A 22,645-nucleotide genomic window follows, 5' to 3' on the forward strand; every position below is an offset into this window, starting at 1 on the left:
ACCCGGCAGGTGGCGTCGGGTATGGCCCAGTTGGTCAACCTGAGGCTGGGGTGGAAGCACCTGGGCTCAGTCGATCCCGGCGACGATCACCTGCACGACGTCGGCCACCCGGGCGGCCAGCACCTCCTCGGTGACCGCCTGGTGGTCGAGCCGTCGGCCGAGCGTGAAGAAGAGCCCGGCGCCGTACACGAGGTCGGTGATCGACACCGGGTCGACCTCGCCGCTCAGCTCGCCCCGGTCCCGGGCCCGGGCGAAGATCGCCCCGATGATCTCGCGGTGCACCCCGCTGATCTCGCGGGTGAAGCCGCCCAGCGGCTGGCTCGCGCTCGCGCTGTCGACGACCATCCGGAACCCCGCCCACCCCTCGGGGTCGGCGAACTCGCGGAAGACGGCGGTCGCCAGGGCGGTGAGGTCCCCCCGCAGCGAGCCGGTGTCGACCTCGACGACGGTCCGGCTGCGCAGGCGTACGGCGTCGGTGAGCAGCGCGTCCTTGTCCGGCCAGCGCAGGTAGAGCGTGGACTTGCCGAAGCTGGCGCGGCGAGCGACGCCGTCCATGGTGAAGCCGGCCCAGCCGTGCTCGGTGTACTCCTCGAGCGCCGCGTGCAGGATCTTCTGCTCGGCTCCCGGCGAACGCGGCCGACCGCGACCACGTCGCGGCGGCTCATCCCCCGATGTCATGCCTGATTCATACACCCGTCACCTGCCGTCGGAGACGAACCGCGCGGTCAAATTTGCCCTCGGGCAGAGCGGTGGACCTGGTCGTCTACTCTCGATCGCGTGCCCGACGCTGCCGCTCCGCCCGACGCACGGTCGGACGTGGCGGAGTGGTCCCGGCGGCACACGCACCACTGGGACGACTGGACCCTCGACTCGCTCGTCGCGGCCAAGGGGTCGCGGGTCGTCAGCCTCGTCGTCCCCGCCCGCAACGAGGCCGCGACGGTCGGCGACGTGGTCGCGCAGGTGCGCCTCGCGCTCGTCGAGACCGTCCAGCTGGTCGACGAGATCGTCGTCATCGACTCCGACTCGACCGACGAGACGTACGCCGTCGCGACCGATGCCGGCGCGACCGTGCACCGCTCGGTCGAGATCCGGCCCGACCTCGGCACCCGCCCGGGCAAGGGCGAGGCGATGTGGAAGTCGCTCTTCGTGACGGCCGGGGAGCTGGTCGTCTTCATGGACGCCGACCTGGTCGACTGGGACACCCACTTCGTGCCGGGGCTGCTCGGGCCGCTGCTCACCGACCCGTCGGTCGAGCTGGTCAAGGGCTTCTACGAGCGACCCCTCGTCTCGGACGGCGCCGCGGTCCCCTTCGAGGGCGGACGCGTCACCGAGCTGGTCGCCCGCCCGCTGGTCCGGCTGCTCTTCCCCGAGCTGGCCGGGCTGCACCAGCCGCTGGCGGGGGAGTGGGCCGTGCGCCGGTCGCTCTTCGAGCAGCTGCACGTCCCGCACGAGTACGCCGTCGAGCTCGCGGCCCTCATCGACACCGAGCGGGCCCGCGGGCTCGACGCGATCGCGCAGGTCGACCTCGGCGTACGCGCCCACCGGCACCAGTCCCTGCGCGACCTCAGCGGCATGGCGACCCAGATCCTCGCCGCCGCCCTGGCGCGGACCGGCGCCGGGCCGGCCGTGGAGGAGCGGCCGCCGGCGGTGAGCGTCGGATGACGCTCCGGCTGGGACGCCACAGCTTCGACGACGACGCCACGCTGATGATGGCGATCGTCAACCGCACGCCCGACTCGTTCTACGACCAGGGCGCGACCTGGGCCGAGGACAGCGCCTTCGACCGGGTCTCGCTGGTCGTCTCGCAGGGCGCCGAGATCGTCGACATCGGCGGCATCAAGGCGGCCCCCGGGGTGGAGATCACGGCCGCGGAGGAGAGGTCGCGGGTGGTCGAGTTCGTGGCCCGGGTGCGGGAGGCCTTCCCGGACGTCGTGATCTCCGTCGACACCTGGCGCGCGTCCGTGGCGGAGGCCGTGTGCGCGGCCGGCGCCGACGTCATCAACGACGCGTGGGGCGGCGCCGACCCCGAGCTCGTCGATGCCGCCGCCGCGGGTGGCGCCGCGATCATCTGCACCCACACCGGCGGGGTCACGCCCCGGACCCGCCCCTATCGCATCGAGTACGACGACGTGGTGGCCGCCGCGATCGCCGACACGACGGCGTACGCCGCCCGGGCCGTGGCCGCCGGGGTCCCGCGGGAATCGGTGGTGATCGACCCGGCCCACGACTTCGGCAAGAACACCTTCCACTCGCTCGAGCTCACCCGCCGGCTCGGCGAGATGGTCGACACCGGCTACCCGGTGCTGGTGTCGCTGTCCAACAAGGACTTCGTGGGGGAGACCCTCGACCTGCCGGTCGGGTCGCGCCTTGTCGGGACGCTCGCCGCCACCGCGGTCTGCGCCCTCGCCGGCGCCCGGATCTACCGCGTGCACGAGGTGGTCGAGACCCGCCAGGTCGTCGACATGGTCTCCTCGATCGCCGGCCGTCGCCCGCCCCGCCGCGCGATCCGGGGCCTGCAGTGACGCGCGTCGTGCTGGTGCCGGGCGTGCTGGCGCTGCTGCCGTCCTACGCGTCGCTGGAGGACCCCGTCGCCGACCTGCGGGCGGCCTGTCTCGCGGCGGTCGGCTGGCTGGGCCGGGAGGTCACCGTGCTCGGCGACGCCCAGGGCGAGCGGGTCGCCGACCACCTCCTCGGCTCGACCGACCGCGGCCACGACGAGCCGTCGTACCTCGTCGTCGGCAACGGCTCGGCCCGTCGCTCCGAGAAGGCGCCGGGCTTCCTCGACGAGCGGGCGGCGGCGTACGACGACGCGCTGCGGGCCGCCCTGACGTCGAGTGACGCGAGCTGGCCCCCGATCGAGCTCGGGAAGGACCTTCTCGCGTCACTCGACGGGATCGCGCGGCTGGCCGACCTGCTCCCCCCGGGCGTGCCGGCGCAGGCGGACTACGACGACGACCCCTTCGGCGTGCAGTACTGGGTGCTGAGGTGGCAGTGGTGAGGGTGCTGGTCGGCCCGGACACCGACGACCTCGCCGAGCTGTACGCCGTCCCGCCGGACCGACGGGGCGAGCCCTGGCTGCGGGTCAACATGGTGTCGTCCCTGGACGGCGCCGCGACCGGCGAGTCCGGCAAGAGCGGGTCGCTCAACAACGCGGCCGACAAGCTCGTCTTCGACCACCTCCGGTCGGTCGCCGACGTGATCGTCGTCGGTGCCGGGACCGCCCGCATCGAGGGCTACCGGCCGGCCGGCCGGCCGATGGTCGTGGTCAGCAGAGGGCGCGAGCTCCCCGAGGGACTGCGGGACGCCCCGGCCGACGAGGTGCTGCTCGTGCCGCTCCGCGACCCGGCTGCGTTCAAGCGGATGCTGGTCGACCGCGGGTGGACCAGCATCCTCTGCGAGGGCGGCCCGTCCCTGCTCGGGCACCTGCTGACGGCGGGCGTCGTCGACGAGCTCTGCACGACGACCGTCCCGCTGCTGGTCGGCGGCGAGCACCCGAGGATCGTGCAGAGCCCGCCGGTCGACGTACCGCTGCGGCTGCACACACTGCTCGAGTCCGACGGCACGCTGCTCGCGCGCTGGCTCCTCTGAATACCTCAAATCGGGGATGACCCGCCCTGTCGGCGTTCCTACCGTCGGTCCCATGTCGCGTCGTCAGGCCACCGCCGAGCAGCTCGTGTGGAGGGCGCTGGTCGGCCTCCTGCTGGTGGTCGTGCTCTGGATCCTGCTGATGACGTCGATCGACGTCCTCTGACCGAGCCCGCTCGTCAGCCGTCCGCGGCCGCCAGGTCGGCGTGCTCGGCCCGCAGCTCGCGCTTGAGGATCTTGCCGGACGGGTTCTTGGGGAGGGCATCGACCACGACGACGTACTTGGGCGTCTTGAAGCCGGCCAGCACCGACCGCGTGTGCTCGATGACGGCGTCGGGGGTCAGGGCGGCACCGGGCTTGGGTACGACGACCGCGGCGACCGCCTCGACCCAGCGCGGGTGGTCGACGCCGAAGACGGCGACCTCGGCGACGCCGTCGAGCAGGTAGATGGCCTCCTCGACCTCGCGGCTGGCGACGTTCTCCCCGCCGGACTTGATCATGTCCTTCTTGCGGTCCACGACGTAGAGCCGGCCGCCGTCGTCGAGGTAGCCGAGGTCGCCGGAGTGGAACCAGCCGCCGCGGAAGGCCTCCGCTGTCTTGTCCTTGTCGAGGTAGTAGCCGAGGGTCGCGTGCGGCGATCGGTGGGCGATCTCGCCGACGGTCCCGGCGGGCACGGGCCGGTCCTGGTCGTCGACGATCCGGGTCTCGACGTTGAGCGCAGCGCGGCCGGCCGACCCGGGATGGGTCAGCTGCTCGTCGGGTCCGAGGATCGTGGCGAGCGGGGACATCTCGGTCTGGCCGTAGAAGTTCCAGAGGTCGACGTCGGGGAGCCGGCGGCTCATCTCCTCGAGCACGGCGACCGGCATCGGCGAGGCGCCGTAGTAGCCCTTGCGCAGCGACGACAGGTCGGCGGTGTCGAAGTCGGGGTGGCGCAGCAGCCCGATCCAGATCGTCGGGGGCGCGAAGAACTTCGTCACCCGGTGCTCCGCGATCGCCCGCAGGATCGCGCCCGGGTCGGGCGCCGGCAGGATGATGCTGGTCGCGCCGAGGTAGACGTCGACGCCGAGGAAGCAGTCGAGCTGCGCGCAGTGGTAGAGCGGCAGCGTGTGCAGCTCGACGTCGTCGGCGCTCATCTGCCCGTCGAGCGCGCACGACACGTACTGCCACATCAAGGACCGGCTCGACAGCAGCGCGCCCTTCGGCCGTGACTCGGTGCCCGAGGTGAACATCATCCGCACCGGGTCGTCGTCGCCGAGCACCACGTCGTACGGCGTGCCCTCGTGGTCGAGCCAGTCCTGGAGGTCGGCCCAGCCCTCGGGGACGTCGCCGCCGCCGAGCCGGACGACCGCACGGGTCATGACCGTCCCGCTGGTCGCGGCCCCGAGCGCATCCTCGGCCACCGGCAGCAGTCCGTCCTCGACCACGAACGCCGTCGAGCCGCTGCGGTCGAGGATGAACGCGACCTCGTCGGCGCCGAGCATGAAGTTGATCGGCACCAGGACCACGCCGGCCCGCGCGCAGGCGAAGTTGAGGACCACGAACTGCCAGCTGTTGTGACACAGCAGCGCGAGCTTGTCGCCGGGAGCGAGACCGTGGGCGTGGATGGCGGCCGCCGTCCGGTCCACGACCGCATCGAGCTCCGCGAAGGTCAGCCGGACGTCCCCGTCGACGACGGCGAGCTTGTCGGGCACGCGCTGCGCCGTACGACGGGGGAGGTCGCCGAGCGTCTGTCGGCGCGCCTGGTCCACGAGCGGGGAGGTCATGCCCGTCACACTAGGCCGGTGGACGTAGGCATGACGTTGCCCGTGATGGAGCCGGACCTGTGGGCGCAGGGCGCCGCGACGCTCGAGGAGTGGGCGCGTGCGGTCGACGACGGGCCCTGGTCGTCGCTGTGCTGGGGCGAGCGGATGGCGTTCGACAACCCGCACTCGCTCACGCTGCTCGGCGCGGTCGCCGCCTGGACCTCGCGGGCCCGGCTCACCACGACGGTCGTCGTGCCCCAGCTGCACGACCCGGTGTCGCTGGCCAAGGCGCTCGCCACCGGTGACCAGCTGTGCCACGGACGGCTCTCGGTCGGGCTCGGCGTGGGCGGGCGCGAGGAGGACTACCGAGCTGCAGGGGTGCCCCTGTCGTCGAGGACGATGGGCGACATGGCCGACCGGGTCGCGGTCATGAAGCGCGTCTGGGCGGGCGACAAGGTCACGGACTCCGTGCGGCCGGTCGGGCCGCTGCCCGTGCAGCCCGGCGGGCCGGAGCTGCTGGTCGGCACCCTCGGGCCGCGCACGATCCGGTCGGCGGCGGCGTGGGCCGACGGCCTCGCCGGGATGTCGCTCGACCTCGACCTCGCCGAGATGGCCCGCGTCTTCACGCTCACCCGCGAGGCCTGGGCGGATGAGGGGCGCCGTACGCCGCGGGTCACGACGTCGTTCTGGTTCGCGCTGGGACCGGCCGACCGGGCCCGCGAGCAGGTCCGCCGGCACCTGCGGCACTACATGAACTGGATCCCCGAGCAGTACGTCGACGCGCTGGCCGCCACCGCCGGCTTCGCCGGTACGCCGGCCGAGCTGCGCGACCTGCTGCGCCGCGTCGAGGACCTCGGCTGCGACGAGGTGCAGCTGATCCCGACCGACTCGTCGGTCGGCCAGGTCCACGAGCTCGCCGAGCTGCTGGTCTGACCGTCCGCCGCGAGCCCGGCGATTCTCCGGCCGACGGCGCCCGGGACCCCTACGGTGAGCGCGTGAAGACCGACTGGCTGCCGTTCTCGGCGGCTCTGCTGCTCACCGGTGCGCTGGCGCTGGCGCTCGGCACCATCCTGCTGCCGAGCAGCGACAGCACCACCGACACGCTCCACATCGTCGAGGACCAGGGCGGCGTGTGGCTGTGCGTCGCCGCGATCTACTTCCTCGCGGCCGTGTGCCTGACGCTGGGCCTGCCGTCGATCCTGACGCTCTTCGACCAGCGCGGCCGGGTGCTCGCGCTGGTCAGCGCCGTGGTGCTCGAGTTCGGGTTCATCGGCACCGCCGGCTACGCGATGCTGATGGTGTTCTTCCGGGCGCTGGTCCGGACCAACACCATCGTCGACAAGGGACTCGACGACATCGCCAACGACGCGGGGCTGCGGATCTTCCTCTACGGCTGGATCGCCGGCTTCTTCCTCGGCGAGCTGCTGCTCGCGATCGCGCTGCTCCGCGCCCGCACCGTCCCCCGGTGGGTGCCGCTGGTGCTCGGCCTGCACGTGGCCACGATCTTCGTCTCCGGCGTGCTGCCCGCGTGGGCCGGCAAGGCCACGATCATGCTCTTCGTCGCCGGCATCGCCGGGGTCGCGATCCACTCCACCGCGCCGGGCGCGCGGCGCCGCTACAGCTGACCCAGCGCCCCGGCCAGCGCCGCCACCTGCTCCGCCGGCGGCTCGTAGCCGGGGAAGTAGCAGCACACCCGCTCGGCGACGTCGCCGAACCGGCGCCCGATCTCGGCGGCGCACTCCTCGGGGGTGCCCCGGACGGCCAGGGTCGCGAGCATCTCGTCGGTCACCAGCGCGAACATCGCGCCGAAGTCGCCCGTCTTCGACAGGCGGTTGAGCTCGGGCTGCACGCCCTCCCAGCCCTCGGCCTCGAGCACGGGGACGTACGCCGGGGTGGAGCCGTAGAACGCGAGCAGTCCGCGCACCCCCACCGTCGCGGCCTCCATCTCGGCCTCGGTCCGCCCCATCGCCACGATCGCCTGCGGCAGGATCGAGAAGTCGGCGCGGGTCCGGCCGGAGCGGGACAGGCCCTCGTCCACCGCCGGCAGCGTCCGGTCGCGGAAGTGCCGGTGGCTGTGGAACGGCATCACCAGCAGCCCGTCGGCGACCTCGGCGGCCGTCCGCGTCATCACCGGCCCGAGCGCGCCGAGCAGCACCGGCGCGACGCCGTACGGGTTGGGCCCGGGGACGAACGTCGGCGGCATCAGCGTGTGCCGGGTGTGCTCGCCCTCGAAGTGCAGCGGGGTGCCGTCCTGCCAGGAGCCGAGGATCGCCTTGACCGCGAGCACGATCTCGCGCATCCGTGCGGCCGGCGGCGACCACGTGGCGCCGTACCTCTTCTCGATGTGCGGCTTGATCTGCGACCCGAGACCGAGGCGGAAGCGCCCGCCCGACATCAGCTGCAGGTCGTACGCCGCGTTGGCGAGGTGCATCGGGCTGCGCGGCATGGCGATCGCGACGTTGGTCATCAGGTCGACGTCGACGCCCGCCGAGGCGGAGGCGGCGAGCGGGAGGAAGACGTCGTGGGGGCCCTCGAACGTGAAGAGCCCGGCGATGCCGGTCGCGGCCAGCTCCCGCGCCCGGTCGACGGCGTGGTCGGGACGGGCGTCGAGCTGGATGTCGAGGAGCACCCGCCGATCATGTCGTGCGGGAACTCCCGGCGCTCGCGTTTGTGTGAGGTGAGCGTGGGTATCTGGCGTGGGGACCGTCAACGCTCGGGGGACTACAGATGAGCTACGAAGTACTGGTCGACAATCTGCGCGCGGCCGCCGGCCGCTACGAGAAGGTGGCCGACAGCCTGGGATCCGACGGGGTCGAGATCGACCACGTCGACCCGACGTCGTTCGGGCACGTGGAGCTGGCCGCGTGGGTCAAGGCGGTGGGCGAGCAGCTCGACAAGGCGACCGTGGCCCTGCACGACGGTGCCACCGGCCTCGGCGACAGCCTCGACGCCGCAGCGAACCACTACGAGACCACGGACGAGACCATCGGCAGCGTCTTCCAGAGCCCGCTCATCAACGGCGGTGGCCCGCTCAGCCCGTCCTCGCCCTTCGGCACCTTCGGCACGCCGAGCGGTCCGCGATGAGCCTCCCCGAAGGAGCCGAGCTCGGCTCGACCACCGACCCCAAGGCGCTGATCAAGGGCGAGCCGAGCCAGGTCCGCGCCAACGCCACCCGCCTGTCGGACGAGTCCACCCGCGTCTCCGGGCTGGCCGACGACTTCGACGCCATCACCATCGCCGGCTGGTCCGGCGGCTTCGGCGAGCCGGCGTACGCCAGCGCCCGCTCGGCCGAGCAGAAGAAGTGGACGGCGTACGCCGACGTCCTGACCAAGGCGTCCAAATCGCTCTCGACGTACGCCGGCGCGCTGACCACCGCGCAGAGCAAGGCCGCCGACGCGATCAAGAAGTGGCAGGAGGCCGAGGCGGCCTCCGACAAGGCGGTCACCGACTACAACAACGCGGTCGACAACTACAACGCCTACGTCAACCGCCAGGTCTGCGTGCCGTCGTACGGCGGCGGCCCGGTCACCCCGTCCATGGGACCCGGGAAGCCGGGACCGTTCGTCGACCCCGGTGACGCGATGCGCGAGGAGGCCAAGCAGATCCTCGAGGACGCCCGCAAGGCGCTCGACGAGGCGGGCATGGTCGCCGTCGAGGAGCTCGGCGGCCTGCCGGGGGCCAAGGTCGAGACGTCGTCGGGTCCGGGGGCCTCGACCGAGGCCAAGGGCCCGAGCATCGACTGGGGCAACTGGTCCAAGACCTACGGCGGCGGCAAGCCGGGCACCAGCGACGACGGCAAGCCCGACAGCAAGTGGACGATCAACTTCGGCGAGGTGAGCGCCGAGGCGCACGCCTGGGGTGCCGAAGGATCCGTCGAGGACTACTGGGGCGACGTCAAGGTCCACGCCGACGGCAAGATCACCGTCGCGGGCGTGGAGGCCGGCGCGGGCGGCAAGCTCGACTCCAACGGACTCACGGCCGAGGCGCACGCCGCGGCGACCCTGATCAAGCTCGAGGGCTCGGCCGGCGGCGAGTGGGGCATCGCCGAGGCCGAGGTCAAGGGCGAGGCGTCGGTCGAGGCGGAGGCCAAGGGCGACCTCACGATCGGCAAGGACGGCGTGCACGCCGGCGGCGAGGCGTTCGCCGGCGGCAAGATCGAGGGCAGCATCAGCGGGGACGTCGGCGGCGTCGGGGCTGAGGGCAAGGCCGAGGGCTGGGCCGGTATCGGGATCGCCGGCGACCTGGACTTCGGCATGAAGGACGGCAAGTTCGAGATCGGCGGCGAGGGCGGCATCGGGCTCGGCCTCGGCGGCAAGCTCAGCGGCCACATCACGATCGACCCGGTGGAGATCGTCGAGACCGGTGGCGACATCATCGACGGCATCGGAGACTTCCTGTCATGACGACCACACTGCCCGTGCCCGTGCGCTTCGCCCTCCCCAACGAGGAGTGGGAGCCGGTCCAGCCGGAGGCGCTCGACGTCACCAACGCCGCGTTCCTCGCCGTACGGCGCGGGCTCCCGGGCGACTACGACCCGACCCTGACCATCTCGGGCGACTGGCGCACCGATGGTGCCAGCCTGGAGCAGATCGCCGACGAGTCGGTCGTGAAGCTGGAGCTCGAGGGAGCGACCGAGGTCGAGCTCGTGAAGCGCAAGGTGATCGAGTCCGAGCACGCCCCGGCGGTGACCCAGGCGATCGGGGCGGTCATCGCGATGAACGGCCGCACCTACGACCTGCGGCAGGCGCAGGTCGTGCAGGGGATCGTGGACGTCGACGACCCGGAGAAGCGGGTGGTGGTGATCTACACCCTGACCTGCACCTACGCGCAGTGGGAGCAGATGGTGCCGGAGTTCCAGCAGTTCATGGCCAGCGTCGAGATCGTCCCCGGGCAGGGCGTCGACGTCGAGATCTGAGAGGCGTCAGCCGAAGACGCCGGCCTGCCAGCAGATCAGCAGCACGACCAGGGTGACCAGCGCGCCGCCGATGCCGATGACGGCGAAGACCAGCCCGATCTTCTCGGCCCCGCCGCGGACCTCCTGGAGCCCGAGCTGCTCGGCCCGACCCGTGATCAGCCCGCGACCCTCGTCGGAGCTGAACGCGTAGTCGACCTGCTTCCCGAAGTTGCCGTGCTCGTCGAAGGCGTAGACCTTCTGCACGCCGAACTCCTTGATCCGCCCGACCTGCCGCTCCATCGAGCCGCCGATGCGCGGCGATCCGGCCACCCACTCGAGGGTGCGGGCGTCGTCGGTGATCGCGTAGGTCCCGTCGTCCGGGAACGCCACGTGGTGGATGAAGACCTTCTTCAGCCCCGCCTTGTTGAAGAGCCCGTACCACTGGGCGTCGACGATGTTGAGGGTCACGTCGAAGCCCTTGTCGGTCTCGTTGACGACGTACGGCGTGCCCTCGGCCGCCTGCTGGACCCGGCGGAAGAGCTCGTAGCCCTGCGGAGGCATGGTCACGACGACGACCCGCTGTCGTCCATCTGGTCCACCTCGGCGTCGAAGTTCACCTGCTTGCCGTCGACGCTGGTGACCGTGACGGTGACGCCGAGCTTGTCCTCGCCGGCGGTCAGGGTGCAGCGCATCGTGGTGCCCTTCTTGCCCTTCAGGTCCTTCGGGCACGAGATGTCGTCCGGGGCGGTGCCGACCTGGGCCTCGAGCTTGGACGAGATCTCGTCCTCGAGCTTGGACTTGTCCACGGTGGGGGTCGAGTTGCCGCAACCGGCGAGCGCCACGAGGGCCACGAGGGCGACGGCGGGACTGAGCACGCGAGAGATGTTCACGCCCAGATGATGACTCTGGGCGCGGGTGGCCAAACCTCAGCGGACGCGCAGCCGCCGGTCGAGCACCACGGCACCGGTCGCAGCGACCACGAAGATCGACGACACGGTCAGGAGGGTCGCGCGGAAGCCGTGGCTGCCGCCGCCGTACGCCGCCATCAGCGCGACGCTCAGGGCGCTGCCGATCGTGAACCCGAGGTAGCGCAGCACCTGGTTGAACGCCATCGCGCTGCCGGTCTCGGCCTGCGGCACGTGCGGCACCATCAGCACGGCGAGCGAGGAGAAGGTGAAGCCGCTGCCGGCTCCGCCGAGCGCCATCGCGACCAGCAGCTGCCACAGGTGCGCGTGCGCCACGGCCAGCAGGACCGTCGACACGAGGAACATCAGGCAGCCCGTGGGGAGCAGCAGCGCCGGACCCAGGCGGACGCGCACGACCCGGGCGAGCTGGTTGCCGAGGACGCTCAGCAGCGAGTACGGCACCAGGATCAGCCCCGCCACCAGCACCGGCTGGCCGAGCCCGAAGCCGGGCTCGTCGGCACGCACCAGGACGACGGACAGGGTGAGGAGGCAGTACATGCCCAGGCCGGCGACGAACGCGACCAGGTTGGGTGCCGCGAGCCCGGGGCGCACGGCCATCCGCAGGTCGATCAGCGGCGTCGCGCTGCGCAGCGTCCAGACGACCGCGAGCACGAGCAGCGTCAGCCCCGCGGCGCCCAGGCCCAGCGTGAGGGGAGACGACCAGCCCCACACCTCGCCCTCGCTCACCGCCAGCAGCACCGCCAGCAGGCCGCCGCTCAGCAGCGCGGCGCCGACCCAGTCCACCCGCATCGGCGCGACCTCGTCGCTGCCGGGCAGGTAGCGCCAGGCCATCACGAGGGTCGCCGCGGCGAGGAGCGTCCCGAGCGCGTACGCCGCGTGCAGCCCGCCGACCTCGGCCACCAGCGCGGTGAGCGGGTAGCCCAGCCCGGCACCGGCCACCGTCGTGACGGAGAGCAGCGCGATGGCGCGGTTCATCGGCTCGCCCACCAGGGCGTCGCGGGCCACGGCGATCGCGAGCGGCAGCAGCGCCATGCCGACGCCCTGCATCGCGCGACCGGCCACCAGCACGCCGTACGACATCGGGACGACGGCCAGGGCGGTGCCGGCCGTCACGACCGCGAGCCCGACCAGGATGGTGGGACGGCGCAGCCGCCCGCTCGCGAACCGGCCGACGACCGGCGTGGCGACCGCCCCGATGAGCAGGGTGGCGGTCAGCGACCACTGCGCGGTCGTCAGGCGGACGTCGTACGTCTCCGCGATCGACGGGACCAGCGGCGCGCCGAGGCTGCTGACCACCGCGGTGATCGTGGTGAGCAGGGCCAGGGTGGGCAGCAGCAGTCGCTGCTGCCCACCCCGGTCCGTCACGGTGTCGTCGTGGTGGTTACTTGGACTTGCGGGCCCGCGAGGCGATCTTGGCGCGCTCGTTCTGGTCGAGGATCACCTTGCGGATCCGGACCGAGTCGGGCGTGACCTCGACGCACTCGTCGTCGCGGCAGAACTCGAGGCTCTGCTCGAGCGACAGCTTCTTCGCCGGGATCAGCTTCTCGAAGTTGTCGGAGGTGGCGGACCGGATGTTGGTCTGCTGCTTCTCCTTGGTGATGTTGACGTCCATGTCGTCGGCGCGGGAGTTCTCGCCGACGATCATGCCCTCGTAGACCTCGGTGGTCGGCTCGAGGAACATCACGCCGCGCTCCTGCAGCGAGGTCATGGCGTACGCCGTCGCGGCGCCCTTGCGGTCGGCGACGAGCGAGCCGTTGTTGCGCGAGCGGATCTCGCCGGCCCACGGCTCGTAGCCCTCGGAGATGCCGTGGGCGATGCCGGTGCCGCGGGTGTCGGTGAGGAACTGCGTGCGGAAGCCGATCAGGCCACGGGCCGGGACGATGAACTCCATCCGCACCCAGCCGCTGCCGTGGTTGGTCATCTGCTCCATGCGGCCCTTGCGGGCGGCGAGCAGCTCGGTGATCGCGCCGAGGTACTCCTCCGGGGCGTCGATCGTCAGGCGCTCGACGGGCTCGTGGACCTTGCCGTCGATCTCCTTGATGACGACCTGCGGCTTGCCGACGGTCAGCTCGAAGCCCTCGCGCCGCATCTGCTCGACCAGGATGGCCAGCGCCAGCTCGCCGCGGCCCTGCACCTCCCAGGCGTCGGGACGCTCGGTCGGGAGGATGCGCAGCGACACGTTGCCGACGAGCTCGGAGTCCAGGCGGTCCTTCACCAGGCGGGCGGTGACCTTGGAGCCCTTGACCCGGCCGACGAGCGGCGAGGTGTTGGTGCCGATGGTCATCGAGATCGCGGGCTCGTCGACGTGGATGAGCGGCAGCGCGACCGGGTTCTCGATGTCGGCGAGGGTCTCGCCGATGGTGATCTCCGGGATGCCGGCGATGGCGACGATGTCGCCGGGACCGGCGCTCTCGCCCGGCTGGCGCTCGAGGCCCTCGGTGACGAGGAGCTCGGTGATCTTGACGTTCTTGACCGTGCCGTCGCGCTTCATCCACGCGACCTGCTGGCCCTTCTTCAGGGTGCCCTCGTGGACCCGGACCAGCGCGAGCCGGCCGAGGAACGGCGAGGCGTCGAGGTTGGTGACGTGCGCCTGCAGGGGCGCGCCCTCGGTGTACGTCGGGGCGGGGATGGTCTCGAGGATCGTCTTGAACAGCGGCTCGAGGTCGGTGCCCTCGGGCATCGTGCCGTTCTCGGGGGCGGTGAGGCTCGCGATGCCGGCGCGACCCGACGCGTAGACGACGGGGAAGTCGAGCGCGTCCTGGCTGTGGCTCTCGTCGAGGAGGTCCATGAAGAGCTCGTACGTCTCGTCGACGACCTCGGCGATGCGGGCGTCGCCGCGGTCGGTCTTGTTGACGACCAGGATCACCGGCATGTCGGCGTTCAGCGCCTTGCGCAGCACGAAGCGGGTCTGGGGCAGCGGGCCCTCGGAGGCGTCGACCAGCAGCACGATGCCGTCGACCATCGACAGGCCGCGCTCGACCTCGCCACCGAAGTCGGCGTGGCCGGGGGTGTCGATGATGTTGATGACCATCGGCTGACCGCCACCGGCGGGACCGGCGTAGTGCACCGCGGTGTTCTTCGCGAGGATCGTGATGCCCTTCTCGCGCTCCAGGTCGCCGGAGTCCATGACCCGCTCGGCCACGCTCTCTGCCTGGTGCTCGGTGAAGGCGCCGGCCTGGCGCAGCATCGCGTCGACGAGCGTCGTCTTGCCATGGTCAACGTGGGCAACGATGGCGACGTTGCGGAGATCGGTGCGAGTGGTGGTCGACATGCGCGCTGCAGCATTCCGTTCGGGTGGGCGATGCGGCCCAAACGGGCCTCGTCGAGTCTAGTCGCGGTCGACGCCGCGGCCCGCATCGGTGAAATCGGCGGACTTGTCCGCCGAAACCCGCACGACGCGCCGAGTCCGCCCGGCGTGTCGTGCGGGTTTCACCGGCTGCCCGGTGAAACCCGCAGACCCCAGTACCCTGGGACCCGTGGGGGGACGAGCGCTTCGTGCTGCGCTGACAGTGGTGGTGGCCGTCGCGGGTCTCGTCGCCGCGCCTGCCCTCCCGGCCTCAGCCGTGAGCTCCGGTCGGCCCACCGCGGTGGCGGTCGCCGCGGACGGGACGTCGTACGTCGGGTTCGCCGGCGTCGCCGGCCTGGTGGTGCTCGCCGCCGACGGCACTCCCGCCGGCTCGATCGCGCTCGGGGCGCCGGTCACGGCGCTCGACGTCGACCCCGGCGGCGACGTGTGGGCGGACGACGGCTCGACCGTCACGCGGCTGAGCCCCGCAGGCGCGGTGCGGGGGTCCTTCCCGCACCGGCCCGCCGCGAGCTGCTCGGCGGACGCCGGCCGCTACGGCGGCATCGACGTGACCGGATCGCTCGTGTACGTCGCCGAGCGCTGCCGCGGCACCGTCGGCGTCTACGGCCGGAGCGGCACGCTGAAGGCGACCGTCGACCTGCCGGGATCCGCGAGCCCGCGCGGGATCGCCTGGGCGCCGGCGTTCAGGAAGGTCCCCGCGCGCCTCTACGTCTCCGTCCCCGACGCCGGCAAGGTCTACGGCTACGACGCAGCCGGGCTGAACGGCCGGTCGAAGCCGGTCGTCACCGTGACCCGCAGCCGGCCCGGCGGGCTGGCCGCCGACGACCACGGCCACCTCGCGGTGCTCGACTCCGCGTCCAACGGGCTCTACCTCTACGACGCCGCCACGAAGTACTCGCTCTACCGGACCCTCGGCCACCCGCCGACCGCCGCCACCACCAAGGGCTACCTGAGCCGACCGGCGGACGTCGCCCAGGGCGGGGCGAAGGTCGGCCGCCAGTTCTGGGTGGCCGACACCGGCAACGGTCGCGTGCAGCGGTGGACCGTGGGCGGCACGACCCGCTGGATGGCCGACACCAAGCCGCCCAGCGCACCCGGCACCCCGAGCAACGCCGAGGCGCCGACGGTGAGCGGCGACCCCGTCGTCGGCGCCGAGCTGAGCTGCAGCACCGGTGCCTGGACGGGCGCGCCCACGTCGTACGCCCAGACCTGGCTGCGCGACGACGAGCCGATCGCGGGCGCGACCGGCGCGACGTACGTCGTGACCGCCGAGGACCTCGGGACCGAGCTGAGCTGCGTCGTCACGGCGACGAACGCCGTCGGCGACAGCGCCCCCGCGACCAGCGAGCCGGTCGCGGTCGGCGACGGTGTGCCGACGGGGCCGGTCACCACCTGCCGCGGCGGGCCGTCGGTCCGCATCGAGCGGAGCGGCAAGGTCGTGGCGAAGCCGTTCGTCACGCTGCGGATCCGGGCGCCCGAGGGGGCCGACGAGGTCGAGATCTCGAACGACGGGTTCCGGCACTTCGACCGCAAGCCGCTGGTGTCCGGCTGCCGCTACCCGTGGACGCTCGACGGCGGGCCGAGCGCGCGGCCGAAGGTGGTGTCGGTGCGGTTCCCCGGCGTCGCGGGCGTCGTGAAGGACCACGTCCTGCTCGACGGCGCCGCTCCGGTGATCCACCAGGTGACCGCGAAGTGGATCACCGCGCGCCAGGGCTGGGTGCTCCGCATCCGGGCGACCGACCGCGGCACGGGGATCGCGTTCGCGCGGGTCGGGAAGACCCGGTCCAGCACCAAGAAGTTCGGGTGGCCCGCCGACGTCGTCTCGTGGGACAGCAGCCAGCTGCGGTGGATCCAGGTCACCGACCGCGCCGGCCTCCGCAGCAAGTGGTACCGCTTCCGGCTGGGCTGAGCCCTCGCTGGGTACCGTGACCCCATGCCCCGCATCGCCACCGCCGACCGGGTCGGGCTCGACCAGCTGCTGGACTTCGTCCGGACCCGCCACCACCTCGTCCTGGTCACCACGAAGTCCGACGGCAGCCCCCAGGTCTCGCCCGTGACGGGCGGGGTCGACGACAGCGGCCGCATCGTGATCTCCACCTACCCGGACCGCGCGAAGGCGGTCAACCTGCGCCGGCGACCGGCTGCCTCGGTGCTGGTCCTCTCCGACGAGTGGGACGACGCGTGGGTCCAGGTCGACGGCACCGCGGAGGTCCTCGACATGCCGTCGCAGGATGCCGAGGACGGGCTGGTGGAGTACTTCCGCTGCATCTCCGGGGAGCACTCGGACTGGGACGAGTACCGCGAGGCGATGCGTCGCCAGGGCAAGTCCCTGATCCGGATCACCGTCGACAGCTGGGGACCGGTCGCTACCGGCGGCTTCCCGCCGGACCGCGCGCCGGCCTGACTGGTACAGACCGGTCCAGCCCGATCGCGCGTCTTCCGAGATAACCCGCCCGCTTGCTACTCGCGGGTTAACCTCGCGCTGTGATGGCCCTTGCGGGCCGGCTCATCTGCCTGGCCCTGATCTCCGCGGGCCTCGGGACCGCCTCCTTGGCGACCCTCCAACCGGCGTCCGCCGCCGGCGTCGACGCCCCGACCGCGGTCGCGGTCGCGCCCTCCGGCGCGTCGTACGTCGGCTTCGCGAGCGGTGGCCGGCTCCTCGAGCTGGACGTGAGGGGCCGCCGCATCGGTGCGGTCCCGCTCGACCAGGACGACCCGGTCTCCGGGCTCTCCGTCACCAGCAGCGGTCAGATCTGGGTCGACTACGGCTCCAGCGTCTCGCTGCTGGGCCCGGGCGGTCGGGTGCTGCGGCACTTCGACGGCGCGGGCGGCTCCTGCACCGGCAGCCCGGCCACGCGCTACGGCGGGCTCACCGTCGGCGGCGGCAAGGTCTGGGTGGCCAACCGGTGCGCCGGCACGATGTCGGTCTACGGGCTAGGCGGTCGGCTCCTCGCGACGGTCGACCTCCCCGGTAGCGACCACCCGAGGGGCATCACGTACGGCGCGGCGCAGTCCGGTCGCGGCGCCACGGTGTACGTCGCCCTGCCCGACGCGGGCCGGATCGCCGCCTACCGGGCCGACCGGGTGCGCGACTCGATGCGGCCCTGGCGGGTCGTCGGGGTGCGCCGGCCCGCCGGCGGCGTACGCCCGCGGCCCAGCGGGATCGCCGTCGACCAGATGGGCCAGCTGACCGTCACCGACCTGGCCAACAACGCGGTCTTCCTGCTCGACACCAACCACGACTTCAACGTCTACCGCACGCTCGGCCACCCGCCGCGCGCCAGCCGTGCCGCCGGTCGCCTCGACGCGCCGAGCGCGCTCGCGCAGTACCCCCAGGACCGCGGCCAGCTCTCGGGGAACCTCTTCATCGCCGACAGCGGCAACCGCCGCGTCCAGCGCTGGAACACCAGTGGCTGGACCTACTGGGCCACCACCGTCCGTGCGGGACGCGGCACCGGAGGCAGCGGGTCGGACCTGGGCGACGACGATCCCGGCGGCCCGACCAGCTCCACGGCTCCGAGCATCTCCGGCAGCGCCACGGTCGGCGCGACGGTGACCTGCAACCCGGGTGCCTGGTACGGCGCCGGCGGTCCGGCCGCGGGGACGATCCGCTACGCCTACGGCTGGCAGCGCGGCGGCACCACGATCGCCGGAGCCACCTCCTCGACGTACGTCGTCACCGCGACCGACGCCGGCACCTCACTGACCTGTGTCGTCACGGCGACGAACAGCTTCGGCAGTACCACCAGGTCGTCGGCCGCGGTCGTCGTCGTCGGCGGGTCGCTGGTCGCGCCGGTCCTGGTCACGGCTCCGTCGATCACCGGGACCCCGACCGTCGGCGAGACCCTCACCTGCGACGCCGGCACGTGGAGCGGGACCGGGATCACCTACACCCGCCGGTGGCGCCGCGACGGCCTCACCATCCTCGGCGCCACCGCGACGACGTACGCGACCGTCCCCGCGGACGCGGACACCGAGCTCAGCTGCGTGGTGACGGCGACCAACGCCGGCGGCACCACCGACGCCACGTCGGCGCCCGTGACCGTGCGCGCGGCGCGGGTGGGCCGGCCGATCAACACCGAGCCGCCGGCGGTCACCGGCGTCGAAGCGGTCGGTACGGCGCTCACCTGTGCGCCCGGCAGCTGGTCGGGCGGGTCGGCTCCCTTCGCCTACGCGTGGTGGCGCGACGGCGTGCCGATCGCCGACACCGCGTCGTCGAAGTACGTCGTCCTCAACGCAGACGTCGGCGCCCGGCTCGGGTGCACGGTGACGGTCACCAGCCCCGCCGGCAGCACCTCGGCGAGCTCCCCGGGGCGCACCGTCGTGACCCCGTCCGATCGCGCGCCGCTGAACCTGACGCCGCCCACGGTCTCCGGCAACCCGGTCGCCGGCCAGGCCCTCACCTGCGACCCCGGCGCCTGGAGCGGCGACCCCACCGCCGTCATCCCGCTCTGGCAGCGCGACGGGGTCACCGTCGCCAACGGCGCCTGGACCTACCTCGTCGGCAGCGACGACGCCGACGCGACCATCCGCTGCCTGGTGGTCGCCCGCAACGGGTCGGGCTCGGGGGCGGCGCGGTCCGCGCCCGCTGCGGCGGACGCGTGCGTCGGTCCGGTCGGCGTCGAGATCAACGGGGGTGCGGCATCGACCTCGTCGTCGTTCGTCTCGCTCGCCCTGCGGGCGCCCCGCGGTGCGACCACCGTGCACCTGTCCAACACCCCCGGCTTCGAGCACGAGACGGTCGCGGTCGTCCCCGCGGGCTGCACCTACGACTGGGTGCTGCCCTCGATCCCCGGGCTCGCGCTCACCTGGACGGTCTACGTGCGGTACGACGGGTCCGGCACGACGTACACCGACTCGATCCTGGTGGACCCACCCAGCTGAGTGACAGGCTGGGGGGCATGGGCCGCTGCCGGTTCGTGCCGCCGTACCTCCTCGCCCGGGTCGCCCCCGAGAGCCTGGTGGTGGACCAGGCCCTGCGCGCGGGCCGGTCCGTGCCGGTCGCGGCACGGACGGTCGTGCCGGCGGCACCAGGACCCGCGTGGACGGTGCACACGGCCGACCACACGACGACGTTGCCGGGGCGAGCCGTCCGAGCGGCAGGCTCACCGGCCTCCGGCGACGCGGCCGTCGACGAGGCCGCGGTCGGCATCACCGGTGCCCTGGCGCTCTTCGCCGAGGTCTACGGGCGGGCGTCGTACGACGGCGCGGGGGCTCCGGTCAGCCTGACCGTCCACTACGGGCAGGACTACGACAACGCGTTCTGGGACGGCAGCCAGCTGGTGTTCGGGGACGGGGACGGGCGCGTCTTCGGGCGCTTCACCCAGCCCGTCGACGTGCTGGGCCACGAGCTCACCCATGCCGTCACCGAGCACACGGCCGGGCTCGTCTACCGCGACCAGCCCGGCGCGCTCAACGAGTCGGTCTCCGACGTCTTCGCCGCGTGCCTGAAGCAGCGGCTGCTCGGGCAGACGCCGGCCGAGGCCGACTGGCTGGTCGGCGCGGGCATCTTCGTCGCGGGCATCCGGGCGCGGGCGCTGCGCGACATGGCCGCGCCCGGGACGGCGTACGACGACCCGGTGCTCGGCCGCGACCCGCAGGTCGGCCACCTCGACGACTTCGTCTCGACGTCCGACGACAACGGCGGCGTGCACCTGAACTCCGGGATCCCCAACCGCGCCTTCCAGCTGGCCGCCGTCGCGATCGGCGGCACGACCTGGGAGGGGGCCGGCCGGGTCTGGTACGACGCGCTGACGGGCGGCTCGGTCGGGCCGTCCTCCGACTTCGCGGCCTTCGCCGGCGCCACGGTCGCGGCCGCCGGCACGCACGCCGATGCGGTCGGTGCGGCGTGGGAGACGGTCGGGGTGACGCCTGGCGCGTCGGCGGCCCCGGCCTCGGGGCCCCAGGTCGCCGCGGTTCGGCGCGTGTCGGTGCGGCGTACCGGCGGCTTCGCCGGCCTCCGCACCGGCGGCGAGCTCGACCTCGACAGCGACGACCCACGCGCGTCGGAGGTCGCCTCGCTCGTCGAGCGCGTTGACCTGCGCGCGGTGCCCTCCGAGGCGCCCCAGCCCGACCGCTACGTCTACGACTTCGACCTCTGCGGCGACTGCGCCACCGTCGCCGAGCAGCACCTCACGCCGGACCTGCGGCGGCTCGCGGAGCTGGTGCTGGACCGTTAGGCGAGCGCGCGGTCGAGTGCGGCGGCGACGTGCAGCGCGGTGCCCGGCAGGACCGGGATGTCGGCGTCCGCCTGCTTGACCAGCAGCTCGAGCTCGGTGCAGCCGAGGATGACCCCGCCGGCGCCGGCGTCCCACAGCTCGTCGATCAGGCCGACGACGGTACGACGGGAGTCGTCGAGCACCTTGCCGTGCACGAGCTCGTCGTAGATGACCCGGTTGAGGGCCTCGTGGTGGCGTGGGTCCGGGACGTGCACGGTCAGGCCGTGCGACGCGATCCGGTCGGTGAAGAAGGTGCGGGACATCGCGAACGTCGTACCGAGGAACCCGACCGACTCCAGGCCCTTCGCCTTGCACTCCTCCGCCACGACGTCGGCGAGGTGCAGCAGCGGGATGCCGACGGCGTCGGCCACCTGGTCGGCGACCCGGTGGAAGGTCGTCGTGCACAGCAGCAGGAAGTCCGCCCCGCCCGCCTCGACCCCGCGCGCGGCGGCGGACAGGATCTCGGCGACGTCGTCCCACCGCTCCTGCTCCTGCAGCGCGGTGACCTCCGCGAAGTCCACCGACGCCATCACCGTCCTGGCCGACGACAGGCCGCCGACCCGGGCCTCGACCCCCCGGTTGAGCTCCTGGTAATAGACCGCGCTGCTCTCCCAGCTGAGGCCCCCGACGAGTCCGATCGTCTGCATGGCCGGGAGTCTGTCAGACGCGGGTGGGATGCGCCTGTGGGCATAGCCACGGACGAGATGGCTCTTTCGAGGGGTCCTGAGGAGCCATCTCGTCCGTGGCTACGCCGACGGCGCCGGGATCAGGTCCGATGCACCTTGTGCTGGGCCGCCTGCGCCCGCGGCCGGATCACCAGCTCGTCGATGTTCACGTGGGCGGGACGGGTGACCATCCAGGTGATCGCGTCCGCGATGTCCTCGGCGACGAGCGGCTCCGCCACGCCGGCGTACACCGCCTCTGCCTTCTCCCGGTCGCCCTCGAACCGCACCAGCGCGAACTCGTCGGTCTTCACCATCCCCGGCGCGATCTCCATGATCCGCACCGGCTGGTCCCAGAGCTCCAGCCGCAGCGTCTCGGTGACGACCTGGGTGCCGTGCTTGGCCGCCGTGTAGCCCGCGCCGCCCTCGTAGGCGATCCGGCCCGCGGTCGAGCCGACGTTGAGGATCGCGCCCGCACCGGTGGCGACCAGGGCGGGCAGCAGGGCGCGGGTCACCTGCATCAGGCCGATCACGTTGACCTCGTACATCTGGCGCCACTCGTCGCTGTCCGCCGCCGAGACCGGGGAGGCGCCGAACGCGCCGCCGGCGTTGTTGACGAGTACGTCGAGCCGCTCGCCGACCACCTCGGCCAGGCGGGTGACCGACTCCTCGGAGGTGACGTCGCACTCGACCGCCGTACCGCCGATCTCCGCGGCGAGCGCCTCGATCCGGTCGACCCGGCGGGCGGCGCAGTAGACGTGGTAGCCGGCCGCGGCAAGCTGGCGGGCGGTGGCCGCACCGATGCCGCTGCTGGCACCGGTGACGACGGCGGTCTTCGCGGGCGTCTGCTGAGCGCTCATGGGTTCATTGTCGACGATCGGGGTAGGGGTCGTGACTGGTGGTCCCCCCTGCGAGAGGAGCAAGGCATGCGCACAGTGATGGCCGTCGCGGCCGTCCTGGGAGGGCTTTGCTGGATCGCGGCGCTCTGGGTGGCTCCCCTGGGTGCGGTCGGAGCGGTGCTGCTGGCGCTCGCCGTCGTCGGCGCCGGCGCCGGCCTGGCGAGCCGCAGCGCGACCTGGCTCCGGGTGATCGCCGGCGTCTGCTTCCTCGGCCTCGTCGCTTCGGTGCTGCTGTTGCTGCGGGACGCTGCCGACGACGGGGCGATCCTCACCGCGGCCGGGGTGACGGCGACCCTGGTCGGCGTCGTCGTACTCTCTCGCGGACCGACCCACGCCCACCGGGGCAGCCACGCCGCCTGAGGCCGGGAATCAACCGCGCCGGCCGCTTGTTCACCGTGGTCGGACCGATTTA

The 22,645-nt window shown here is 72.6% G+C and carries 23 protein-coding genes; 14 read left to right on the plus strand and 9 right to left on the minus strand.

The features are described 5' to 3' along the window. Window positions 1–66 precede the first annotated feature (66 nt). Window positions 67–678, minus strand: coding sequence for a TetR/AcrR family transcriptional regulator (locus ABEA34_RS14655; protein WP_345522085.1), 612 nt, complete (start codon window positions 676–678; stop codon window positions 67–69). Between the two features lie 99 nt (window positions 679–777). Between ABEA34_RS14655 and ABEA34_RS14660 the strand changes: the two genes are divergently transcribed. Genes ABEA34_RS14660 through ABEA34_RS14675 form a run of 4 tightly spaced genes read left to right on the plus strand, consistent with a single transcriptional unit; the run spans window position 778 to window position 3,588 of the window. Further along, window positions 778–1,662, plus strand: coding sequence for a glucosyl-3-phosphoglycerate synthase (locus tag ABEA34_RS14660; RefSeq protein ID WP_345522086.1), 885 nt, complete (start codon window positions 778–780; stop codon window positions 1,660–1,662). After that, window positions 1,659–2,522, plus strand: a complete 864-nt coding sequence (gene folP / locus ABEA34_RS14665) for a dihydropteroate synthase (RefSeq protein WP_345522088.1) — start codon at window positions 1,659–1,661, stop codon at window positions 2,520–2,522. The genes ABEA34_RS14660 and folP overlap by 4 nt, the downstream gene beginning before the upstream one ends. After that, a complete protein-coding gene (locus tag ABEA34_RS14670) occupies window positions 2,519–2,998 on the plus strand; it encodes a class III extradiol ring-cleavage dioxygenase family protein (protein WP_345522089.1) in 480 nt (159 codons plus the stop codon). Before folP ends, ABEA34_RS14670 begins: the two co-directional genes overlap by 4 nt. Next, window positions 2,995–3,588 (plus strand): dihydrofolate reductase family protein, encoded by a 594-nt coding sequence (locus ABEA34_RS14675; protein WP_345522091.1) that lies wholly within the window; start codon window positions 2,995–2,997, stop codon window positions 3,586–3,588. The genes ABEA34_RS14670 and ABEA34_RS14675 overlap by 4 nt, the downstream gene beginning before the upstream one ends. A 176-nt stretch (window positions 3,589–3,764) precedes the next feature. Here the strand turns inward: ABEA34_RS14675 and ABEA34_RS14680 are convergent, their stop codons facing one another. Next, a complete protein-coding gene (locus ABEA34_RS14680) occupies window positions 3,765–5,348 on the minus strand; it encodes an acyl-CoA synthetase (RefSeq protein WP_345522093.1) in 1,584 nt (527 codons plus the stop codon). Between the two features lie 30 nt (window positions 5,349–5,378). Here ABEA34_RS14680 and ABEA34_RS14685 point away from each other — a divergent pair, with 30 nt between their 5' ends. Both ABEA34_RS14685 and ABEA34_RS14690 read left to right on the plus strand, forming a co-directional pair. Then, window positions 5,379–6,260 carry an LLM class flavin-dependent oxidoreductase gene (locus ABEA34_RS14685; protein WP_345522094.1) on the plus strand — a complete coding sequence of 294 codons (882 nt, stop codon included), beginning with the start codon at window positions 5,379–5,381 and terminating at the stop codon, window positions 6,258–6,260. A gap of 62 nt (window positions 6,261–6,322) precedes the next feature. After that, on the plus strand, window positions 6,323–6,952 hold the full coding sequence (locus ABEA34_RS14690; protein ID WP_345522095.1) for a hypothetical protein: 630 nt from the start codon (window positions 6,323–6,325) through the stop codon (window positions 6,950–6,952). Here ABEA34_RS14690 and ABEA34_RS14695 read toward each other — a convergent pair. Continuing rightward, a complete protein-coding gene (locus tag ABEA34_RS14695) occupies window positions 6,943–7,956 on the minus strand; it encodes a TIGR03617 family F420-dependent LLM class oxidoreductase (protein WP_345522096.1) in 1,014 nt (337 codons plus the stop codon). The genes ABEA34_RS14690 and ABEA34_RS14695 overlap by 10 nt on opposite strands. Window positions 7,957–8,054: 98 nt before the next feature. Between ABEA34_RS14695 and ABEA34_RS14700 the strand changes: the two genes are divergently transcribed. From ABEA34_RS14700 to ABEA34_RS14710, 3 genes are read left to right on the plus strand one after another with little or no spacing between them, the layout of a single operon-like run. Continuing rightward, window positions 8,055–8,411: a WXG100 family type VII secretion target gene (locus ABEA34_RS14700; RefSeq protein WP_345522097.1), complete on the plus strand. Its 357-nt coding sequence runs from the start codon at window positions 8,055–8,057 to the stop codon at window positions 8,409–8,411. After that, a complete protein-coding gene (locus ABEA34_RS14705) occupies window positions 8,408–9,730 on the plus strand; it encodes a putative T7SS-secreted protein (RefSeq protein ID WP_345522098.1) in 1,323 nt (440 codons plus the stop codon). Before ABEA34_RS14700 ends, ABEA34_RS14705 begins: the two co-directional genes overlap by 4 nt. Beyond that, the gene (locus ABEA34_RS14710) at window positions 9,727–10,242 is read left to right on the plus strand and encodes a hypothetical protein (protein ID WP_345522099.1); all 516 of its coding nucleotides are present in this window, start codon (window positions 9,727–9,729) and stop codon (window positions 10,240–10,242) included. Before ABEA34_RS14705 ends, ABEA34_RS14710 begins: the two co-directional genes overlap by 4 nt. 6 nt (window positions 10,243–10,248) lie before the next feature. On the opposite strand, the gene ABEA34_RS14715 is transcribed toward ABEA34_RS14710, so the two are convergent. Genes ABEA34_RS14715 through typA form a run of 4 tightly spaced genes read right to left on the minus strand, consistent with a single transcriptional unit; the run spans window position 10,249 to window position 14,418 of the window. Then, the gene (locus tag ABEA34_RS14715) at window positions 10,249–10,788 is read right to left on the minus strand and encodes a hypothetical protein (RefSeq protein ID WP_345522100.1); all 540 of its coding nucleotides are present in this window, start codon (window positions 10,786–10,788) and stop codon (window positions 10,249–10,251) included. Continuing rightward, window positions 10,785–11,111 carry a DUF4333 domain-containing protein gene (locus ABEA34_RS14720; protein ID WP_345522102.1) on the minus strand — a complete coding sequence of 109 codons (327 nt, stop codon included), beginning with the start codon at window positions 11,109–11,111 and terminating at the stop codon, window positions 10,785–10,787. The genes ABEA34_RS14715 and ABEA34_RS14720 overlap by 4 nt, the downstream gene beginning before the upstream one ends. A 36-nt stretch (window positions 11,112–11,147) precedes the next feature. Next, a complete protein-coding gene (locus tag ABEA34_RS14725) occupies window positions 11,148–12,512 on the minus strand; it encodes an MFS transporter (RefSeq protein ID WP_345522103.1) in 1,365 nt (454 codons plus the stop codon). Window positions 12,513–12,528: 16 nt separating this feature from the next. Beyond that, entirely contained in the window at window positions 12,529–14,418 is a 1,890-nt protein-coding gene (typA, locus tag ABEA34_RS14730) for a translational GTPase TypA (protein WP_345522104.1), read from the minus strand. Window positions 14,419–14,623: 205 nt separating this feature from the next. On the opposite strand from typA, the gene ABEA34_RS14735 reads away from it, so the two are divergent. The 4 genes from ABEA34_RS14735 (at window position 14,624) to ABEA34_RS14750 (ending at window position 20,633) form a co-directional block, all read left to right on the plus strand. Continuing rightward, window positions 14,624–16,363: an NHL repeat-containing protein gene (locus ABEA34_RS14735; RefSeq protein WP_345522105.1), complete on the plus strand. Its 1,740-nt coding sequence runs from the start codon at window positions 14,624–14,626 to the stop codon at window positions 16,361–16,363. A 24-nt stretch (window positions 16,364–16,387) separates the two neighbouring features. Beyond that, complete coding sequence (locus ABEA34_RS14740) at window positions 16,388–16,858, plus strand: PPOX class F420-dependent oxidoreductase (protein ID WP_345522106.1); 471 nt, start codon at window positions 16,388–16,390, stop codon at window positions 16,856–16,858. Window positions 16,859–16,938: 80 nt separating this feature from the next. Further along, window positions 16,939–19,338 (plus strand): hypothetical protein, encoded by a 2,400-nt coding sequence (locus ABEA34_RS14745; RefSeq protein ID WP_345522107.1) that lies wholly within the window; start codon window positions 16,939–16,941, stop codon window positions 19,336–19,338. Window positions 19,339–19,355: 17 nt separating this feature from the next. After that, a complete protein-coding gene (locus ABEA34_RS14750; protein ID WP_345522108.1) occupies window positions 19,356–20,633 on the plus strand; it encodes a protealysin inhibitor emfourin in 1,278 nt (425 codons plus the stop codon). Here ABEA34_RS14750 and ABEA34_RS14755 read toward each other — a convergent pair. Together ABEA34_RS14755 and ABEA34_RS14760 are read right to left on the minus strand one after the other, a co-directional pair. Then, complete coding sequence (locus ABEA34_RS14755) at window positions 20,630–21,319, minus strand: aspartate/glutamate racemase family protein (protein WP_345522110.1); 690 nt, start codon at window positions 21,317–21,319, stop codon at window positions 20,630–20,632. The two genes, ABEA34_RS14750 and ABEA34_RS14755, sit on opposite strands and share 4 nt — an antisense overlap. A 119-nt stretch (window positions 21,320–21,438) precedes the next feature. Continuing rightward, window positions 21,439–22,194 carry an SDR family NAD(P)-dependent oxidoreductase gene (locus ABEA34_RS14760; RefSeq protein ID WP_345522111.1) on the minus strand — a complete coding sequence of 252 codons (756 nt, stop codon included), beginning with the start codon at window positions 22,192–22,194 and terminating at the stop codon, window positions 21,439–21,441. A 66-nt stretch (window positions 22,195–22,260) separates the two neighbouring features. Between ABEA34_RS14760 and ABEA34_RS14765 the strand changes: the two genes are divergently transcribed. Then, the gene (locus ABEA34_RS14765; protein WP_345522112.1) at window positions 22,261–22,593 is read left to right on the plus strand and encodes a hypothetical protein; all 333 of its coding nucleotides are present in this window, start codon (window positions 22,261–22,263) and stop codon (window positions 22,591–22,593) included. Window positions 22,594–22,645 lie beyond the last annotated feature (52 nt).

This window comes from Nocardioides conyzicola (assembly GCF_039543825.1).
GTDB lineage: Bacteria > Actinomycetota > Actinomycetes > Propionibacteriales > Nocardioidaceae > Nocardioides > Nocardioides conyzicola.

Bases quoted from the DNA above. Each gene is read 5' to 3' on its own strand.
- ABEA34_RS14700 (WP_345522097.1), top strand. From the start codon at position 8,055: ATGAGCTACGAAGTACTGGTCGACAATCTGCGCGCGGCCGCCGGCCGC.
- ABEA34_RS14705 (WP_345522098.1), top strand. From the start codon at position 8,408: ATGAGCCTCCCCGAAGGAGCCGAGCTCGGCTCGACCACCGACCCCAAG.
- ABEA34_RS14740 (WP_345522106.1), top strand. From the start codon at position 16,388: ATGCCCCGCATCGCCACCGCCGACCGGGTCGGGCTCGACCAGCTGCTG.
- ABEA34_RS14655 (WP_345522085.1), bottom strand. From the start codon at position 678: ATGACATCGGGGGATGAGCCGCCGCGACGTGGTCGCGGTCGGCCGCGT.
- ABEA34_RS14750 (WP_345522108.1), top strand. From the start codon at position 19,356: ATGGGCCGCTGCCGGTTCGTGCCGCCGTACCTCCTCGCCCGGGTCGCC.
- folP (WP_345522088.1), top strand. From the start codon at position 1,659: ATGACGCTCCGGCTGGGACGCCACAGCTTCGACGACGACGCCACGCTG.
- ABEA34_RS14685 (WP_345522094.1), top strand. From the start codon at position 5,379: ATGACGTTGCCCGTGATGGAGCCGGACCTGTGGGCGCAGGGCGCCGCG.
- ABEA34_RS14765 (WP_345522112.1), top strand. From the start codon at position 22,261: ATGCGCACAGTGATGGCCGTCGCGGCCGTCCTGGGAGGGCTTTGCTGG.
- ABEA34_RS14710 (WP_345522099.1), top strand. From the start codon at position 9,727: ATGACGACCACACTGCCCGTGCCCGTGCGCTTCGCCCTCCCCAACGAG.
- ABEA34_RS14755 (WP_345522110.1), bottom strand. From the start codon at position 21,319: ATGCAGACGATCGGACTCGTCGGGGGCCTCAGCTGGGAGAGCAGCGCG.
- typA (WP_345522104.1), bottom strand. From the start codon at position 14,418: ATGTCGACCACCACTCGCACCGATCTCCGCAACGTCGCCATCGTTGCC.
- ABEA34_RS14760 (WP_345522111.1), bottom strand. From the start codon at position 22,194: ATGAGCGCTCAGCAGACGCCCGCGAAGACCGCCGTCGTCACCGGTGCC.
- ABEA34_RS14680 (WP_345522093.1), bottom strand. From the start codon at position 5,348: ATGACCTCCCCGCTCGTGGACCAGGCGCGCCGACAGACGCTCGGCGAC.